The organism is Pelomonas sp. Root1237, assembly GCF_001425055.1.
In the GTDB taxonomy this organism is placed as follows: Bacteria; Pseudomonadota; Gammaproteobacteria; order Burkholderiales; family Burkholderiaceae_C; genus Pelomonas.
In genome coordinates this window covers 97,066-114,090 of record NZ_LMDK01000016.1, presented here as the reverse complement: position 1 = coordinate 114,090, position 17,025 = coordinate 97,066, and the positions used below count along the sequence as shown (strand labels likewise).

Genomic DNA, 17,025 nt, shown 5'->3' with positions numbered 1-17,025 from the left:
CCCACGGAGCACTTCACATGAACCGCATTCATTTCAAGGCCACGTTGCTGGCCACCGCCCTGCTGCTGGCCGGCCCGGCCCTCGCCGCCGTGTCGGCCGATGAAGCCGCCAAGCTCAAGACCACGCTGACCCCGCTGGGCGCCGAGCGCGCCGCCAACAAGGACGCCAGCATCCCCGCCTGGGACGGTGGCATGACCAAGGCACCCGCCGGCTTCAAGCCCGGCGACGCCCGGCCCGACCCCTTCGCCGCCGAGAAGCCGCTGTACAGCATCAACGCCAAGAACATGGCGCAGTACGACGCCAAGCTGAGCGACGGCGTCAAGGCGCTGATGAAGAAGTACCCCGACTTCCGCATCGACGTCTACCCCAGCCACCGCACGGCCGCCGCGCCGCAATGGGTCTACGACAACACCTTCAAGAACGCCACGCGCGCCAAGCTTGTCGACAACGGCCAGGGCACCGAAGGCGCCTATGGCGGCACGCCGTTCCCGATCCCCAAGGACGGCTACGAGGTGTTCCAGAACCACCGCCTCGCCTGGGTCGGCACCTATGCGCAGGCGCCGGTGCGCGTCTGGGTCGTGACGGCCGACGGCAAGCGCGCGATGGCCTCCGGCGGCACGCAGAGCTTTCGCCGGCAGTTCTACGACCCCGAGGGCAGCCTGGAGAAGTTCGACGGCTATGCCGGCCTGGGCAAGTTCGTCGTCAGCGAGCCGGGCTCCAAGGCGGGCGAGGCCATCCTGGCGCACGACAACCTCAACGCCGGCAACCCGCGCGGCCTGTGGCAATACCTGGTGGGCCAGCGCCGCGTGCGCAAGGCGCCGTCGGTGGCCTATGACACGCCCGACTCGGTGACCTCGGGCATCGGCCTGTTCGACGAAGCCTTCATGCTCTTCGGCCCCATCGACAAGCACAACCTCAAGCTGGTCGGCAAGCGCGAGCTCTTCATCCCCTACAACAACAACCGCGCAGCGTCTGCCAAGGTGGCCGATCTCGTCACCCCCAACACGCTGAACCCCAGCGTTGTGCGCTGGGAACTGCACCGTGTCTGGGAGGTCGAGGCCACGCTGGCCGAGGGCAAGCGCCACGTCGTGCCCAAGCGCAAGTACTACATCGACGAGGACAGCTGGCAGATCATCCTGTTCGACGGCTGGGATGCCAAGGGCGAGCTCTGGCGCACCAACTACACGCTGACCCTGCTGGCGCCGGACATCCCGGCCGTCATCGGCAGCATGTTCTGGGGCGGCTACGACCTGCAGACCGGCGCCTACTACCTGAACATGGCCAGCAACGAACTGGCCAGCCAGTACAAGATCGTCGCACCGCTGCCGCGCAGCTTCTTCAGCCCCGAAGAGCTCGCCAACGAAGGGGCCAGGTAATGCGCAGGCTGGCGTTCCTCGCGCTGGCCTGTGCGGTGTCCGCCCAGGCCGCCGCACCGGCGCCGGCCGCGTTGTCCGAGCCGGCGCTGATCAGCCCCAAGGCGCTCAGCGCGGCGACGCTGGCCGTCGCCCGCGCCGGTGAGCGCCTCGTCGCAGCCGGTGAACGCGGCACGGTGCTGTGGTCGGATGACGGCGGCAAGGCCTGGCAGCAGGCTGCGGTGCCGGTGCGCGCGGGCCTGACGGCCTTGCGCTTTGTCGATGCCAACAATGGCTGGGCGGCAGGCCATCTTGGCGTCATCCTCAAGACGAGCGATGGCGGCAAGACCTGGATCAAACAGCTCGACGGCCTGCAGGCCGCTGCCAGCCTGCTTGCCGCCGCCACCGACGACGCCGGCCGCCGCGCCGCCCAGCGCATGGTGGAGGAGGGCGCCGACAAGCCCTGGTTCGACCTCGACGCCATCGACGCGCGCCAGGCCATCGCCGTCGGCGCCTACGGCCTGGCCATGGTCACGCGTGACGGCGGCGCCACTTGGCAGCCGCTGCCCACGCGCGCCGCCAACCCGCGCGGCCTGCATCTCTACGGCGTGCGCGTCGTGGGCGACCAATGGTTCATCGCCGGCGAGCAGGGCCTGCTGCTGCGCTCCAGCGACGGCGGCGCCAGCTTCACGGCCCTGGCCTCGCCCTACAAGGGCAGCTTCTTCGGCCTGCTTGCCTCACCCAGCGGCGCGCTGCTGGCCTACGGCCTGCGCGGCAGCGTCTACCGCTCGACCGACGCCGGCAACAGCTGGGACAAGGTCGACCTCGGCACGCCGCTGAGCCTGCAAGCCGGCATAGCGCGGCGCGGCGAACTGACGCTGCTGGCCCAGACCGGCGAGCTCTTCGTCAGCGCCGACGACGGCCGCACCTTCAAGCGCCAGCCCCCGCCCGCCGGCCCCTTGCCCGCCGCCGGCCTGGCCTCCGCACCCGACGACGCCTGGGTCATTGCCAGCCTGCGCGGCACCCGTCGCGCCCAGCCCTGAACTTTTCAAACAAGACGATGCACGCCACCGACACGCTGGGCGCCCAACCGGTGATCACCCGGCTCGACGACTTCGACACCCGCTCCGGCTCCTGGCCCGAGCGGCTGCTCTTCAACCACCGGCCCTGGGTGATGCTGCTGTGCCTGCTGGCCACGCTGTGGCTGTGCCAGCAGGCCTTCAAGCTGACGCTCAACGCCAGTTTCGAGAAGACCATCCCCACCCAGCATCCCTACATCGCCAACTACCTGGCGCACAAGGGCGACCTGGGCGGCCAGGGCAATGCGCTGCGCATCGTCGTCGAGGCCAGGAAGGGCACGATCTACGACAAGCACTACCTCGACACACTGCAAAAGATCAGTGACGAGATCTACCTGATGCCGGGTGTGGACCGGCCCTTCATGAAGTCGCTGTGGACGGCCAACACCCGCTGGGTCGCCGTGACCGAGGACGGGCTGGATGGCAACACCGTCATGGGCGACAGCTACGACGGCTCGCCCGCCGCGCTGGCCGAGGTGCGCGCCAACGTCGAGCGCTCCGGCGAGATCGGCCAGATCGTCGCCGGTGACGCCAAGTCCAGCATCGTCTTCGTGCCGCTGCTGGACGTGAACCCCAAGACCGGCCAGGCGCTGGACTATGGTGAGCTGGGCCGCCAGGTCGAGGCGCTGCGCGCCAAGTACGACAGCGACGCCGTCGCGCTGCACGTGACCGGCTTCGCCAAGGTCATGGGCGACCTCATCGAGGGCTTGCAGCAGGTGCTGGTGTTCTTCGCCGTGGCCCTGGTCATCTGCGCCGGCGTGCTGTGGGGCTACACGCGCTGCGTGCGCAGCACCGCGCTCGTCGTCGCCTGCTCGCTCGTCGCCGTGGTCTGGCAGTTCGGCCTGCTGGCCTTGCTCGGTTACGCGCTGGACCCGTACTCCGTGCTCGTGCCCTTCCTCGTCTTCGCCATCGGCATGAGCCATGGCGCGCAGAAGATGAACGGCATCATGCAGGACGTGGGCCGCGGCACGCATCGCGTGGTGGCCGCGCGCTACACCTTCCGCCGCCTCTTCGTCGCCGGCCTCACCGCGCTGCTGTGCGACGCCGTCGGCTTTGCCGTGCTGGCCTTGATCAAGATCCAGGCCATCCAGGACCTGGCGCTCGTCGCCAGCATCGGCGTGGCGGTGCTGATTTTCACCAACCTCGTGCTGCTGCCCATCCTGCTGTCTTACGTGGGCGTGAGCCCGGCGGCGGCCAAGCGCAGCCTGCGTGACGACCCCGAGTTCAACCCCAAGGCCGGCAGCTCCTGGATGTGGCGCCAGCTCGACCGCTTCACGCAGCGCGGCCCGGCGCTGGTGGCCCTCGGCGCGTCGGCGGCATTGGCCGTGGCGGGCTATGCCGTCAGCACGCGGCTGCACGTTGGCGACCTGGACCCCGGTGCCCCCGAGCTGCGCGCCGACTCGCGCTACAACCGCGACAACGACTACGTCACCCAGCACTACGCCGCGTCCAGCGACATCCTCGTCGTCATGGTTGCCACGCCCGAAGACCAGTGCACCCGCTACGGCACGCTGGCCAAGGTCGACCAGCTCGCCTGGCAGCTGGAGCAACTCCCCGGCGTCGAGTCCACCAACTCCATGGCGGCGCTCTCCAAGCTCGCGATGGTGGGCTACAACGAGGGCCAGCTGAAGTGGTACGAGCTGATCCCCAACGACAGCGCGCTCGGCGGCGTGCAGACCCGTGCGCCGCGCGAGCTGTTCAACCAGGGCTGCTCCTTCCTGTCGCTCTACGTCTACCTGAAGGACCACAAGGCCGAGACGCTGAGCACGGTGGTGAGCACGGTCGAGGGCTTCATCAAGGAGAACTCGACAAAGGACGAGCGCTTCATGCTCGCGGCCGGCTCGGCCGGCATTGCGGCGGCGACCAATATCGTCGTCAAGCAGGCCATGAACGAGATGCTGTGGTGGGTCTACGGCGCCGTTGTCGTGCTGTGCTGGGTGACCTTCCGCTCCTGGCGCGCCGTCGTCGTGGCCGTGCTGCCGCTGGTGCTGACCTCCATCCTGTGCGAGGCACTGATGGTGGGCCTGGGCATGGGCGTCAAGGTCGCCACGCTGCCGGTCATCGCGCTGGGCGTGGGCATCGGCGTGGACTACGCGCTCTACGTGCTCAGCGTCATGCTGGCCCGGCTGCGCGCGGGCGAAAGCCTGTCGGCGGCCTACCTGCACGCGCTGCAGTTCACCGGCCGCGTCGTGATGCTGACCGGCGTCACGCTGGCGCTCGCCGTGGGCACCTGGGCGCTGTCGCCGATCAAGTTCCAGGCCGACATGGGCATCCTGCTGGCCTTCATGTTCGTGTGGAACATGGTGGGGGCGCTGGTGCTGGTGCCGGCGCTCGCGCACTGGCTGCTCAAGCCCGCCAGGATCGCTTGAGATGGCACGGCGGTGGATCCAGCGTTGGGTGGTGCTGCTGGCACCCCTCCTGCTGGAATTTTGTTTGTCGGTTGCATCGGCGGCCGAGCAGGCGCCGCTGGTGCTGGGCCAGTCGCTGCCGCTGACCGGCGCCGCCTTCCCCATCAGCAATCGCGTGCAGGCCGGTGCCAAGGCGCTGGTGGATCGCGTCAATGCCGGCGGCGGCATCGGCGGACGCCGGCTGGAGTTGGTGACCCTGGACGATAGCGGCGACAGCCAGCGCCGCGCGGCCAACCTGCACAAGCTCGCCCGGGAGCATCACGTCCTGGCATTCGTCAATTGCCTGGGCGAGCGCGCCTGCCTGCAGACCGCCGCGCTGGCGCGTGAGTTGAACGTGCCGCTAGTCGGCCCCTTCTCCGGCGCCGCGGCGCTGCAGCAGCCCATGGTGTTCAGCCTGCGGCCCGATGACCGGCGCGAGGCCGAGGCGCTGGTTGCGCAATTGCGAGCCATCGGTATCGAGCAGGCCGTGCTGCTGGGCGACGGCGACGAGCCGGCCCGCGAGCGCGCGCTGGCTGCGGCGCTGCAGGCCGCGGGCATCCGCTTCCACCCGCTGGCGATGCAGGCAGATTCCGCCGCCACGCTGCGCGAGCTGGCCGCCGTTGCGCCGCAGGCCCTGGTGCTCAATCTCGGCCCCGAGTCGCTGGACCTGCTGACCCGCCACGAGGCCGCCTGGCGCGCCGCGGTGCCGCTCACCGTGGCGGCACTGTCGTCGCCGGGGCTCACGCAGCTGACGCGGCTGCTGCGTGACCGGCTGATCGGCTTCACCAGCGTCGTGCCCAACCCCGAGATCTCGCAGCTGCCGCTGGTGCGCGAGTTCGAGCGGGATGCGGAAAGCCACGTCGGCCCCGAGGCCATCAGCCTGGAGGGCCTGGCGGCCTACCTGCATCTGCGCGTCTGCGTCGAGGCGCTGCGCCGCGCCGGCAACCGTGTCGACGGGCCTGGGCTGGCGAGTGCGCTGGAGAACCTGGGCGCGCTCGACCTCGGCGGCTTCAGCGTGCGCTTCAGCCCCCGCCAGCACCGCGGCTCCGAGCACGTCGAGATCGGCCTTCGCGGCCGCGACGGGCGCCTGCGGCGATGAACTTCACTTTCCCAGTCCCTCAAAGGAGACATTCCATGCTCGATCTGCACCTGCAACACGTGCTGGCCCAGGCGGCCGGCGCCCCCGACCTCTGTGACCTGCCGCCCGAGGCCTCTCGCGGCCTGTACCGGCAGATCTGCACGTTGGCGACCATGCCGCCCGCCGACGTCGACGTGACGCCGCACGAGACCCACTTCGCCGGCCAGGCTGTGCGCGTGCGCATCTACAAACCTCGCGATGCGGCGGGCGCCTTGCCCGTGGCGCTGTACTTCCACGGCGGCGGCTTCGTGCTCGGCGATCTCGAAAGCTATGACGCCGTCTGCCGCCAGCTCTGCGCTGACAGCGGCGTGATGATCGTCAGCGCCGCCTACCGGTTGGCACCCGAGCATCCCTATCCGGCGGCCATCGAGGACAGCTACGCCGCGCTCGGCTGGGTGGCCGAGGCCATCCGCAGCTTTGGCGGCGACCCGAGCCGCCTGGCCGTCGTGGGCGACAGCGCCGGCGCTGCGCTGGCCACCACCGCCGCCTTGCTGGCGCGCGACGCGGGCGGGCCGGCAATCGCCTTGCAGGTCCTCGTCTACCCGCCGGCAGCCGGTGCTCACGATGGCGACTACCCGTCCCGCGAGCGGCATGCCGGTGGCCCCACGCTGACGAAGCGCACCATGGACTACTTCAACCGCCACTACTACGGCGCCGCCGGCAAAGCGCCCGACTGGCGCGGCGCGCCGCTGCTCGCGCCCAGCCTCGCCGGCCTGCCGCCGACGCTGTTGCTGCTGGCGGCCCACGATGCGCTGCGCGACGAGGCCATGGCCTACGGCGAGGCGCTCGGCGCGGCTGGCAATGCCGTCACCGTCATCGAGTACCACGGCCTGGCGCACGGCTTCATCAGCATGGCCGGCGCCGTCCCGGCGGCGCGGCTGGCGCTGGGGCAGGTGGCGAGTGCGCTGCGGCAGGCCTTGCTGGGGTGATCCAAGCCATATCGAAACTGGCATGGCTTGAGAGGAAATCGCCATTGGATTGTTGTCGTGGAATGCCGTACACCCGGCAGCCACGACAAACGAGACAAGAGACATCCCATGGCATTGAATCGCAGGGGCCTGATCAGCGCCGGCCTCACCGGCATCGCCGCGTCCACGTTGCCCGCCCAGGCCGCCACCACCGCTGCAACGCCGGCCAAAGGCCTGCTGGCCCCCACGCCGCCGATGGGTTGGAACAGCTGGAACAGCTTCGCCACCACCATCAACGAAGCCCAGGCCCGCGAGACGGCCCGCATCATGGCGGACAAGCTGCTGCCGGCCGGCTACAACATCTTCACCATCGACATCCAGTGGTACGAGCCCACGGCGTCAAGCTACAGCTACAGCGCCAACCCCGAGCCGGCGATGGACGGTCACGGCCGGCTGATCCCCGCCGTGAACCGGTTCCCGTCCAGTGCCGAAGGCCGCGGTTTCGCGCCGCTGGCGGCGGATGTCCATGCCATGGGCCTGAAGTTCGGCATCCACCTGATGCGCGGCATCCCGCGCCTGGCCGTGAAGCGCAACCTGCCCATCCTGGGCACGCCCTACCGCGCCGCTGACATCGCCGACACCAGCAGCGTCTGCACCTGGAACCCCGACATGTACGGCGTGGACATGAAGAAGCCCGGCGCGCAGGCCTACTACGACAGCGTCTTCGCGCTCTACGCCTCCTGGGGCGTGGACTTCATCAAGATGGACGACATGAGCCGCCCCTACGACGCTCATGCGCCGGAGATCGAGGCCGCCCACCGTGCCATCCAGCGCACGAAGCGGCCGATGGCGCTCAGCCTGTCGCCCGGCGAGACGCCCGTGAGCCGCGCCGAGCACGTACGCCAGCATGCGCAGATGTGGCGCATCTCCGACGACTTCTGGGACGACTGGCATGCCCTGGACGCCCAGTTCACGCGGCTGGAGAACTGGAACCCCTGGCGCCGCCCGGGCGCCTGGCCTGACCCGGACATGCTGCCGCTGGGCCGCCTGGCCCTGGGTGAGCGCGACACCAAGTTCACCGCCGATGAGCAGCGCACGCTGATGACGCTGTGGGCCATCACCCGCTCGCCGCTGATCATGGGCGGCGACCTGCGCCACCTGGACGAGCCGACGCTCGCGTTGCTCACCAACCCCGAGGTGCTGGCCGTGGACCAGGCGAGCACCGACAACCGGCCGCATTTCGTCGAGGACTTCGTGCGCATCTGGTCAGCCCGGCCCGCCGACGGCAAGGGCCGCTACGTCGCGCTGTTCAACCCGACGGACAAGGCCCGCGAGGTTGGCATCGCGCTGCGGGACCTGGGGCTGGACGGCGTTCGCCAGGTGCGTGACCTGTGGGCGCGTAAACCTCTCGACGCGGCATCGGGCCGGTTCGCCCAGCAGCTGCCGTCGCATGGCGCCGGGCTTTACCGGCTGAGCTGACGGTTCAGTCTGCGGCGCATGAACCCCGCGGGCCGAGCGCCGGGCCGCTCCCAAGCCGGCCCGGTGGGCGATGTGCGAGCGGGGCCTTCCCCGCGAGCATCGCCGTCCCCTCGGGGGACCGGCCAACGTACTCGTTGGACGAGGGGCTTCATCTCAGCGGGCGACCTTGGCGAGCAGTTCCTGCAGCAGAAGGCGCTCGCCGCTGGACAGCACACGGTCCAGCGCCTGCTCGGCGACCTGCAGCGCCGCGAGGCTTTCCCCGGCCAGGCGCTCGCCTTCGGGCGTGAGCCGCAGGTGCAGCGCGCGGCGATCGTTGGCGTCGCGTTCGCGCTCGACCCAGCCGCGCTCCTGCAGGCGGTCAAGGATGAGCGTCATCTGCGGTGCCGGCACGCGCAGCAGGTCGCACAGGCGCTTCTGCGTGGTGTTGCGGTTCGAGAAGATCAGCTGCAGCAGCGTGAACTCGACGGGCCGCATGCCAAGCGGCTCGCCCACGCCCTGGCTGAACAGCTGGTTGGTCGTGACGGCCGCGCGCGCGATGGCGTAGCCCAGCGTGTGGGCCAGGCGGGACTGATCGAGGGGAGGGGACTTCTCGCGGGTCGGGCTCATGGGTTCGCAGGATAACCATGGCCTGCTGGCCGCCGTGGTTGTCAAAACTCTTCGGTGTCGATCTCGGCCTGTGTGGCGGCGCTGTAGCGCGCGCCGCTGACCGTGTGGCGGTTGATCAGGGCGTCGAGCCGGGCGAGTGTGGCGGCGTCGAGCGCCAGCTGCGGCGCCGCGAGCAGGTCGCCCAGGTGATCGGGGCGCGAGGTGCCGGGGATGGGGACGATGTCGCCACCCTGGTGCAGCAACCAGGCCAGCGCCAGCGTGGCCGGCGCGCAGCGCAGCCGGGCCGCTTCTGCTTCGAAAGCGTCCAGCAGGCGCAGGTTGGCGCTGTAGTTCTCGGGCGAAAAGCGCGGCATGGCACGGCGGATGTCCTTGGACTCGAGCTTGCTCACGTCGCGCAGCTCGCCGCCCAGGAAGCCGCGCGCCAGCGGGCTGAAGGCGACGAACGCGACGCCCAGTTCGCGGCATGCGTCGAGCACGGCGATCTCGGGGTTGCGCGTCCACAGCGAGTACTCGGTCTGCAGCGCGGCGATGGGGTGCACGGCGTGCGCGCGCTTCAACGTTGCGGCCGAGACCTCGGACAGGCCGATTGCACGGACCTTGCCCGCCTTCACCAGCCCGGCCATCGAGCCGACGCTCTCTTCCACCGGCACCTTGGCGTCCAGCCGGTGCAGATAGAGCACGTCAATGACGTCGGTGCGCAGCCGCTTCAAGCTGGCCTCGACGCTGGCGCGGATGGTGTCGGGCCGGCCGTCGATGACGCGCTGGCCGTCGACGCCCTGCATGCCGCATTTGCTCGTCAGCACGATGCGTTCGCGGTGCGGCGCCAGCAGGCCGCCCAGCAGCTCCTCGTTGGCGCCAAAGCCATATAGCGCCGCTGTGTCGAACAGGGTGATGCCGCCGTTGAGGGCGCCGTCCAGCACGGCCGCCGCCACGTCGCGAGGCGGCGGCGTGCCATAGGCGTGGCTGAGGTTCATGCAGCCCAGCCCGACGGCCGAAACCTCGAAGGGGCCGATACGGCGGTTTCTCATTTCAATTGCTGCTCCAACTCGTGCAGCACCCGATAGCAGGGCAGCACTTGCGCCACGCTGCTGTTGGGCTCGCGGCCCTCGCGGATGGCGGCGAAGAACTCGCGGTCCTGCAGCTCGATGCCGTTCATGGACACGTCCACCACCGACACGTCGATCTTGTTCTCCTTGCCATCGAACAGGTCGTCGTAACGGGCCAGGTAGGTGCCGGTGTCGCCGATGTAGCGGAAGAACGTCCCCAGCGGGCCGTCGTTGTTGAAGGACAGGCTCAGCGTGCAGATGGCGCCGTTGGCGGCCTTGAGCTGGATGCTCATATCCATCGCAATGCCCAGCGTTGGGTGGATAGGGCCTTGCAGCGCATGGGCCTGCACGACCGGGCTCTGCACCTGATATGCGAACAGGTCCACCGTGTGCGCGGCGTGGTGCCATAGCAGGTGGTCGGTCCAGCTGCGTGCCTGGCCGAGCGCATTCATGTTGGTGCGGCGGAAGAAGTAGGTCTGCACGTCCATCTGCTGGACGTTGAACTCGCCGGCCGTGATCTTCTTGTGCACCCACTGGTGGCTGGGGTTGAAGCGCCGCGTGTGGCCGCACATGGCGACCAGGCCGGACTGCTTTGCCACGCTGATGACCTCCTCGCCATCGGCCAGCACGTCGCACAGCGGGATCTCCACCTGCACATGCTTGCCGGCCTTCAGGCAGGCGAGCGTCTGGCTGGCGTGCATCTGCGTGGGCGTGCACAGGATGACGGCGTCGACCTCGGGCAGGGCCAGCGCATCGGCCAGGTCGGTGGTGACATGCTGGATGCCGTACTTGTTCGCGACCTCGCGGGTCTTGTCCAGGTCACGGCTGATCAGCGAGACGACTTCGACGCCGGCTATGTTCTTAATGCCGTCCAGGTGCTTGATACCGAAGGCGCCGGCGCCGGCCAGCGCAACACGAATTGGTTGAATCATGTGTTCTCCAGAATCAGATGGCCGACCGCCGTGTTCGAGGCAGGCACGTGATAGAAGCGATGCGCGACGCGCGGTGCCGAGCCACCGTTGACGTCGGCCATCGCGCCGCGGGCGATCAGCCACATGACGAGCTCGATGCCTTCCGAACCGGCTTCGCGCACGTACTCGTCATGCGGCACGCGCGACAGGGCGTCGGGCTCGGCGATCAGGCGGTCCAGGAAGCGGGTGTCCCACTCGCGGTTGATGAGACCGGCACGCGGGCCTTGCAACTGGTGGCTCATGCCGCCGGTGCCCCAGATCTGCACATTCAGGTCCGGCCCGAACGACTCGACCGCGCGGCGGATGGCCTGGCCCAGCATGAAGCAGCGCCGCCCCGACGGCACCGGGTAGTGCACGACATTGACCGCGAACGGGATGACGGTGCAGGGCCAGGCGCCTTTCACCGGGTCGGGCTGGCCGCACATCAACGACAGCGGCACGGTCAGGCCGTGGTCCACGTCCATCTTGTTGGCGATGGTCAGGTCGAAGTCGTCCTGGATGACGCTGTGCGCGATGTGCGCGGCCAGCTCCGGGTGGCCGATGACGGTCGGCACCGGGCGCGGGCCCCAGCCCTCGTCGGCCGGCTCGAAGCGGGCCGCGGTGCCGATGGCGAAGGTGGGAATCAGGTCGAGGCTGAAGGCCGTCGCGTGGTCGTTGTAGACCAGGAAGACGACATCCGGGCGGTTGTTGTCGAACCAGCGCTTGGAAGGTTCATAGCCCGCAAAGACGGGCTGCCAGTAAGGCTCGGTGGTCTTGCCCAGGTCCAGCGCCGCGCCGATTGCGGGCACGTGCGAGGTGTAGACGGATGCGGTGATGCGGGCCACGGTTATTTGTTCCCTGCTTTGCCTTGCGGCTGGCGGTGCGCCTGCGCGTCGCCGTCCTCGCCAACGCGGCGGTTGCCTTCCACGGAGCGGCCGCCGGAGATCATCATGTTGCGGTACTCCTCTTCGGTCATGCCCGTCATGCTGCCCGCCATCTGCTGGAAGCTCTTGCCGTCGGTCGCGCCGATCTTGGCCAGGAAATAGATGTTGCCGCCCAGGCGGATGCATTCGTTCAGGTCGCGTGCCAGCACCGCCGCCTTCTGCGCATCGGTCATCGGCCACTCGTCGAGATAGGCGCGCTCGTCGGCCTTGAAGCGGGCGCGGTTGTCGGCCTTCATCAGCGACATGCAGAACTGGTTGAGCCAGTAGCCCTTGCGGGATTGTTCGGCGTCGAAGATGGTGGTGCCGGGGATGTCGGTGTAGGACTTGTCGAGCGGCATCAGCTTTCCTCCGGCCAGTACAGGCGCATGGGGTTGTCCACCAGCAGCCGGCGTTGTAGCTCAGGCGTCGGGGCGATGTGGGGGATGAAGTCGACCAGCAGCCCGTCGTCGGGCATGTGGTCCTTGAGGTTGGGGTGGGGCCAGTCGGTGCCCCACAGCACGCGGTCAGGGAACTCGTCCATGACACGGCGGGCAAAGGGCACGACGTCACGGTAGGCGGCCTGCTCGCCGTCCAGCGCGCGCGGGCCGGTGACGGACAGGCGCTCGGGGCAGCTGAGCTTGCTCCACACGTTGTCGTTCTCGCGCATGAACTTCAGGAAGAGCTCGAACTCGGGGCCGTCCACTGGTTTGCTGACATCCGGCCGGCCCATGTGGTCGACGACGACGGTGGTGGGCAGGGCGGTGAAGAAGTCCCACAGCTCGGGCAGGTCGGCCGCCTCGAAGTAGATGACGACATGCCAGCCCAGCCTGGCGATGCGCGTGGCGATCTCCTGCAACTCATCCTTGGGCGTGAAGTCCACCAGCCGCTTGACGAAGTTGAAGCGAACGCCGCGCACGCCGGCCTCGTGCATGCGTTGCAGCTCGGCATCGCTGATGCCGCGCTTGATGGTGACAACGCCGCGGGCCTTGCCGCCCGAGCTTTGCAGCGCGTCGATCAGCGCGCTGTTGTCGGCGCCATGGCAGGTCGCCTGCACGATGACGTTGCGCGCAAAGCCGAGGTGGTCGCGCAGTGCGAACAACTGTTCCTTGCTGGCGTCGCAGGGCGTGTACTTGCGCTCCGGCGCGAACGGGAACCGCGCGCCGGGGCCGAAGACATGGCAGTGCGCGTCGACGGCGCCGGCCGGGACTTGGAAACGCGGTTTGGAAGGAGCGGCGTACCAGTCCAGCCAGCCAGGGGTCTTGGTGAAGTCCATGGTTTCAGTCGATGTAGCGCAGGCCGGCTTTTTCCAGCGGCTCACGCATCTTGTACATGTCGAGGCCAAGCACGCCCGAAGCCAGCTTGGCGCGCTTCTCGCCTTCGAAGCTCTCGCGCTTGAGTGCGGCCTCCAGCGTCTCGACCGCACGCGCGGCCGGCACGCAGACGACACCGTCGTCATCCGCCACGATGACGTCGCCGGGCGTGACCCACATGCCAGCGCAGACGACGGGGATGTTGACCGAGCCCAGCGTGGCCTTGATCGTGCCCTTGCTGCTGATTGCGCGGCTCCAGACCGGGAAGCCCATCTGCTGCAGTGTCTTCACGTCGCGCACGCCGGCATCGATGACGAGGGCACGCGCGCCGCGCGCCTGGAAGGAGGTGGCGAGCAGGTCACCGAAATAGCCGTCGGTGCAGTCGGCGGTGACCGCCGCGACGACGATGTCGCCGGGCTGGATCTGCTCGGCGGCGACATGCATCATCCAGTTATCGCCGGGTTGCAGCAGCACGGTCACGGCCGTGCCCGACACCTGCACGCCGGCGTAGATGGGCCGCATATAAGGCTTGAGCAGGCCGACGCGGCCCATGGCCTCGTGCACGGTGGCCGAGCCCAGCGCGGCCAGGCCGTCGGCGGCCGTGCGATCGGCCCGTTGGATGTTGCGGTAGACGACGCCGAGTTCGTACATATCAAAGACCCTTGGCTTTCAGTTGCGCATCCAGGCGCGGGAAGACGCGGCGGGCATTGCCCTCGTAGACGGCGTGGCGATCCTCGTCGCTGAGATTGGCTGTGGCCTCGACGTAGCGCTTGGTGTCGTCGTAGTAGTGGCCGGTCTCGGGATCGATGCCGCGCACGGCGCCGATCATCTCGCTGGCGAACAGGATGTTCTTGACCGGGATCACCTTGGTCAGCAGGTCGATGCCTGGCTGGTGGTAGACGCAGGTGTCGAAGAAGATGTTGTTCAGCAGGTGCTCGCTCAGCAGCGGTTTCTTCAGTTCCTGGGCCAGGCCGCGGAAGCGTCCCCAGTGGTAGGGCACCGCGCCGCCACCGTGCGGGATCAGGAACTTCAGCGTCGGGAAGTCCTTGAACAGGTCGCTGGTCAGGCACTGCATGAAGGCCGTCGTGTCGGCGTTCAGGTAATGCGCGCCGGTGGTGTGGAAGCAGGCATTGCAGCTGGTCGACACATGCACCATGGCCGGGATGTCGTACTCCACCATCTGTTCGTAGATGGGGTACCAGTGCCGGTCCGACAGCGGCGGCGACGTCCAGTGGCCGCCGGATGGGTCGGGGTTCAGGTTGATGCCGACATTGCCGTACTCCTCCACGCACTTGACCAGTTCGGGAATGCAGGTCGCCGGGTCCACGCCGGGCGACTGCGGCAGCATGGCCGCCGGCACGAAGTGGTCGGGGAAGAGCCGGGCCACGCGGTAGCAGAGCTCGTTGCAGATGGCGGCCCAGGTGGCGGACGTGTTGAAGTCACCGATGTGGTGGGCCATGAAGCTGGCGCGCGGGCTGAAGATGGTCAGGTCCGAGCCGCGCTGCTTCATCAGCTTGAGCTGGTTGGTCTCGATGCTCTCGCGCAGTTCGTCGTCGCTGATCTTCAGCTCGCTGGCCTTGGGCGCGAGGGACGGGTCCTTCAGGCCGGCGATCTGCAGGTCGCGCCAGGCGCCCAGTGCCGCCGGTGCGGTCGTGTAGTGGCCGTGGACGTCGATGATCATCAGAGCTTCTCCTTGTTGTCAGTGCGCGAGCGCCGTGCGGGCATCGCGGTCGTCGGCAAAGCCATCGGCATCACGCTTGATCCACAGCGCCGCGGCGGCGAGGGCGCCGGGCACGGCCAGCACCAGGAAGACGGTGCCGATGCTGGCATGCATGGCGGCCATTTGCGCCACCAGCAGCGAGCCCAGGATGCCGCCGAAGCGGCCGATGCCCAGCATCCAGGACACGCCGGTGGCGCGCGCATTGGTCGGGTAGAAGGCCGCCGCCAGCGCCGGCAGCGAGGACTGCGCGGTGTTCATCAGCACGCCGGCCAGGAAGACGCAGACGACCAGCGCGCCCACGTTGCCTGTCATCTGGCCAATGGACCAGATGGCCACCGAGGTCAGCGCAAAGCCCAGGGCAACGATGCGGTTGGGCTCGACGCGGTCCATCAGCCAGCCGAAGAACACGGCGCCGACGCCGCCCAGCGGGAAGAGGGCCGAGATCAGCGTGGCGGTGCGCGGCTCGATGCCGGCCTCCTTGAACAGCAGCGGCATCCAGTTGATCAGCGCGTAGAAGATCACCAGGCCCATGAAGTAGGCCACCCAAAGCATCAATGTGCCGAGGCGGTAGGAGCGGGCCAGCACCTGCGCCAGGCCGCCGCGTTCGTTGGTAACGACGCGGGTCTCGCTGAGCGTGAAGCGCTCGATCTGGTGCACCTGCGGGCCGGCGATGCGGGCCAGCGCAGCGCGGATGCGTTCAACCGGTTGGCGGCGCGTGACCATGAAGCGCACGGATTCGGGCAGCAGCGTCAGCAGGCCGACCGTCAGCAGCAGCGGCGCGATGCCACCCAGCACCAGCACGCTCTGCCAGCCCCATTGCGGGATCATCCACGCGGCCAGGAAGCCGCCGAAGGCCGCACCCAGCGGGAAGCCGCAGAACATGAGGTTGGTCAGCGTGGAGCGGCGCGCGGTGGGGCAGTACTCGCTCATCAGCGTGACGGCGCTGGGCATGGCCGAGCCCAGGCCCAGGCCGGTGATGAAGCGCAGCACGCTGAGTTCCGTCAGGTTGGTGGCGAAGGCCGAGGCCAGCGTGGCGACGCCGAAGAGCAGCACCGTCACCGTCAGCACACGCTTGCGGCCCAGCCGGTCGGCGATGGGGCCGGACAACAGCGCGCCGGCGGCCAGGCCGAAGAGGGCGGCGCTCAGCACCGGCGCCAGCATGGGCTTGGTGACGCCCCAGTCCTTGATCAGCGACGGCGCGATGTAGCCGATGGCCGCGGTGTCGAAGCCGTCCAGCAGCACGACGAAGAAGCACAGCGCGAAGACCACCCATTGCCAGCGGGACAGCGGGTGGTCGTCGATGAGGCGCTGCACGTCCACGGCACGCGTGCCGGGAGCGGGGATCGGTGAGGTCTGCAAGCTTGTCTCCTGTTGTCGTTGGGGTCAGCGCGCGTCCGAAGTCGCGCGCATGCCGTGTTGCCGTTTGATCGCCTCGGTGGCGGGGCTGGCCATGAAGTCCAGCAGGGCCAGTGCCGCTTCGGGCTGGGTCGCACGGGCCGTGATGGCGCCGCTGAAGCGGCTGACGATGTCGCCCCCCGGCGGCATGCCGCCGAGCAGCGTGATGCCGGAAACATCCATCAGCTCGCTGTACTGCTGGAAGCCCAACTCGACCTCGCCGCTGGCCACCAGGCTGCCGACCGGCACGCCGGGGCGGGCCTGCACGAGGCGGGCCTTCAAGCTGTCGGCCAGGCCCCAGCGCTCGAAGAGCTGCATCAAGGCCGTGCCGCTGGGGCCGGTCGAGTAGCCGATGCTGCGGGCTTGCAGCACGGCGGCGCGCAAGGCGGTTTCCGTGCTGATATCCGGTTGGGCCGAACCGGCACGCACGGCAATGGCGACGCTGGAGTCGGCGATGGCCCGCACGCTGCCGGGCTTCAGTCGGCCGGCAGCCTCCAGCTTGGCGATGGCATCGCTGGCCAGCACAACCACGTCGAAGGCCTCGCCGTCGTGCACGCGACGCGCGGCGTCCACGCCACCGACCGATTCGAGGTGGACGGCCGGTGCGCCGGTTTGAGCATGCGCTTGCGCGAGTGCCGTCAGCAGATGGCGCGTGGCCATGGACGAGATCAGGGTGAGGGCGGTGCTCATGGGGCGCGATTCTTCGCAGTGAAGCTCTGTCACGCTAGGTCT

General features: G+C 68.7%; 16 protein-coding genes. 6 read left to right on the top strand and 10 right to left on the bottom strand.

Translation table 11 applies throughout. The features are described from left to right. Nucleotides 1-17: 17 nt before the first annotated feature. From ASC91_RS13315 to ASC91_RS13290, 6 genes are all read left to right on the top strand, one after another. A complete protein-coding gene (locus ASC91_RS13315; RefSeq protein WP_056197457.1) occupies nt 18-1,376 on the top strand; it encodes a DUF1329 domain-containing protein in 1,359 nt (452 codons plus the stop codon). After that, the gene (locus tag ASC91_RS13310) at nt 1,376-2,395 is read left to right on the top strand and encodes a YCF48-related protein (protein ID WP_056197455.1); all 1,020 of its coding nucleotides are present in this window, start codon (nt 1,376-1,378) and stop codon (nt 2,393-2,395) included. Before ASC91_RS13315 ends, ASC91_RS13310 begins: the two co-directional genes overlap by 1 nt. 17 nt (nt 2,396-2,412) lie before the next feature. Further along, a complete protein-coding gene (locus ASC91_RS13305) occupies nt 2,413-4,800 on the top strand; it encodes an RND family transporter (RefSeq protein WP_056197453.1) in 2,388 nt (795 codons plus the stop codon). A gap of 1 nt (nt 4,801) precedes the next feature. Continuing rightward, entirely contained in the window at nt 4,802-5,917 is a 1,116-nt protein-coding gene (locus ASC91_RS13300; protein WP_056197451.1) for an ABC transporter substrate-binding protein, read from the top strand. 35 nt (nt 5,918-5,952) lie between these two features. Then, nucleotides 5,953-6,885 carry an alpha/beta hydrolase gene (locus ASC91_RS13295; protein WP_056197449.1) on the top strand — a complete coding sequence of 311 codons (933 nt, stop codon included), beginning with the start codon at nt 5,953-5,955 and terminating at the stop codon, nt 6,883-6,885. A 108-nt stretch (nt 6,886-6,993) separates the two neighbouring features. Next, entirely contained in the window at nt 6,994-8,343 is a 1,350-nt protein-coding gene (locus tag ASC91_RS13290; RefSeq protein WP_056197447.1) for a glycoside hydrolase family 27 protein, read from the top strand. A gap of 153 nt (nt 8,344-8,496) precedes the next feature. On the opposite strand, the gene ASC91_RS13285 is transcribed toward ASC91_RS13290, so the two are convergent. From ASC91_RS13285 to ASC91_RS13240, 10 genes are read right to left on the bottom strand one after another with little or no spacing between them, the layout of a single operon-like run. Beyond that, complete coding sequence (locus ASC91_RS13285; protein ID WP_056197445.1) at nt 8,497-8,949, bottom strand: MarR family winged helix-turn-helix transcriptional regulator; 453 nt, start codon at nt 8,947-8,949, stop codon at nt 8,497-8,499. A gap of 41 nt (nt 8,950-8,990) precedes the next feature. After that, the gene (locus ASC91_RS13280) at nt 8,991-9,977 is read right to left on the bottom strand and encodes an aldo/keto reductase (RefSeq protein WP_056197443.1); all 987 of its coding nucleotides are present in this window, start codon (nt 9,975-9,977) and stop codon (nt 8,991-8,993) included. After that, nucleotides 9,974-10,927, bottom strand: coding sequence for a Gfo/Idh/MocA family oxidoreductase (locus ASC91_RS13275; RefSeq protein WP_056197441.1), 954 nt, complete (start codon nt 10,925-10,927; stop codon nt 9,974-9,976). Before ASC91_RS13275 ends, ASC91_RS13280 begins: the two co-directional genes overlap by 4 nt. After that, nucleotides 10,924-11,790, bottom strand: a complete 867-nt coding sequence (locus ASC91_RS13270; RefSeq protein WP_056197436.1) for a class III extradiol dioxygenase subunit beta — start codon at nt 11,788-11,790, stop codon at nt 10,924-10,926. Before ASC91_RS13270 ends, ASC91_RS13275 begins: the two co-directional genes overlap by 4 nt. Before the next feature lie 2 nt (nt 11,791-11,792). After that, nucleotides 11,793-12,227 carry a protocatechuate 4,5-dioxygenase subunit alpha gene (gene ligA, locus ASC91_RS13265; protein WP_056197434.1) on the bottom strand — a complete coding sequence of 145 codons (435 nt, stop codon included), beginning with the start codon at nt 12,225-12,227 and terminating at the stop codon, nt 11,793-11,795. Further along, complete coding sequence (locus ASC91_RS13260; RefSeq protein ID WP_056197432.1) at nt 12,227-13,141, bottom strand: amidohydrolase family protein; 915 nt, start codon at nt 13,139-13,141, stop codon at nt 12,227-12,229. The genes ligA and ASC91_RS13260 overlap by 1 nt, the downstream gene beginning before the upstream one ends. A 4-nt stretch (nt 13,142-13,145) precedes the next feature. Further along, entirely contained in the window at nt 13,146-13,829 is a 684-nt protein-coding gene (gene ligK, locus ASC91_RS13255; RefSeq protein WP_056197430.1) for a 4-carboxy-4-hydroxy-2-oxoadipate aldolase/oxaloacetate decarboxylase, read from the bottom strand. A 1-nt stretch (nt 13,830) separates the two neighbouring features. Next, entirely contained in the window at nt 13,831-14,859 is a 1,029-nt protein-coding gene (locus ASC91_RS13250) for an amidohydrolase family protein (protein WP_056197429.1), read from the bottom strand. Between the two features lie 18 nt (nt 14,860-14,877). Continuing rightward, on the bottom strand, nt 14,878-16,257 hold the full coding sequence (locus tag ASC91_RS13245) for an MFS transporter (protein WP_235531981.1): 1,380 nt from the start codon (nt 16,255-16,257) through the stop codon (nt 14,878-14,880). A gap of 24 nt (nt 16,258-16,281) precedes the next feature. After that, nucleotides 16,282-16,983, bottom strand: coding sequence for a substrate-binding domain-containing protein (locus tag ASC91_RS13240; RefSeq protein ID WP_082532665.1), 702 nt, complete (start codon nt 16,981-16,983; stop codon nt 16,282-16,284). Nucleotides 16,984-17,025 lie beyond the last annotated feature (42 nt).

Bases quoted from the DNA above. Each gene is read 5' to 3' on its own strand.
- ligK (WP_056197430.1), bottom strand. From the start codon at position 13,829: ATGTACGAACTCGGCGTCGTCTACCGCAACATCCAACGGGCCGATCGC.
- ASC91_RS13280 (WP_056197443.1), bottom strand. From the start codon at position 9,977: ATGAGAAACCGCCGTATCGGCCCCTTCGAGGTTTCGGCCGTCGGGCTG.
- ASC91_RS13250 (WP_056197429.1), bottom strand. From the start codon at position 14,859: ATGATCATCGACGTCCACGGCCACTACACGACCGCACCGGCGGCACTG.
- ASC91_RS13315 (WP_056197457.1), top strand. From the start codon at position 18: ATGAACCGCATTCATTTCAAGGCCACGTTGCTGGCCACCGCCCTGCTG.
- ASC91_RS13260 (WP_056197432.1), bottom strand. From the start codon at position 13,141: ATGGACTTCACCAAGACCCCTGGCTGGCTGGACTGGTACGCCGCTCCT.
- ASC91_RS13275 (WP_056197441.1), bottom strand. From the start codon at position 10,927: ATGATTCAACCAATTCGTGTTGCGCTGGCCGGCGCCGGCGCCTTCGGT.
- ligA (WP_056197434.1), bottom strand. From the start codon at position 12,227: ATGCCGCTCGACAAGTCCTACACCGACATCCCCGGCACCACCATCTTC.
- ASC91_RS13305 (WP_056197453.1), top strand. From the start codon at position 2,413: ATGCACGCCACCGACACGCTGGGCGCCCAACCGGTGATCACCCGGCTC.
- ASC91_RS13310 (WP_056197455.1), top strand. From the start codon at position 1,376: ATGCGCAGGCTGGCGTTCCTCGCGCTGGCCTGTGCGGTGTCCGCCCAG.
- ASC91_RS13240 (WP_082532665.1), bottom strand. From the start codon at position 16,983: ATGAGCACCGCCCTCACCCTGATCTCGTCCATGGCCACGCGCCATCTG.
- ASC91_RS13300 (WP_056197451.1), top strand. From the start codon at position 4,802: ATGGCACGGCGGTGGATCCAGCGTTGGGTGGTGCTGCTGGCACCCCTC.
- ASC91_RS13285 (WP_056197445.1), bottom strand. From the start codon at position 8,949: ATGAGCCCGACCCGCGAGAAGTCCCCTCCCCTCGATCAGTCCCGCCTG.
- ASC91_RS13295 (WP_056197449.1), top strand. From the start codon at position 5,953: ATGCTCGATCTGCACCTGCAACACGTGCTGGCCCAGGCGGCCGGCGCC.
- ASC91_RS13290 (WP_056197447.1), top strand. From the start codon at position 6,994: ATGGCATTGAATCGCAGGGGCCTGATCAGCGCCGGCCTCACCGGCATC.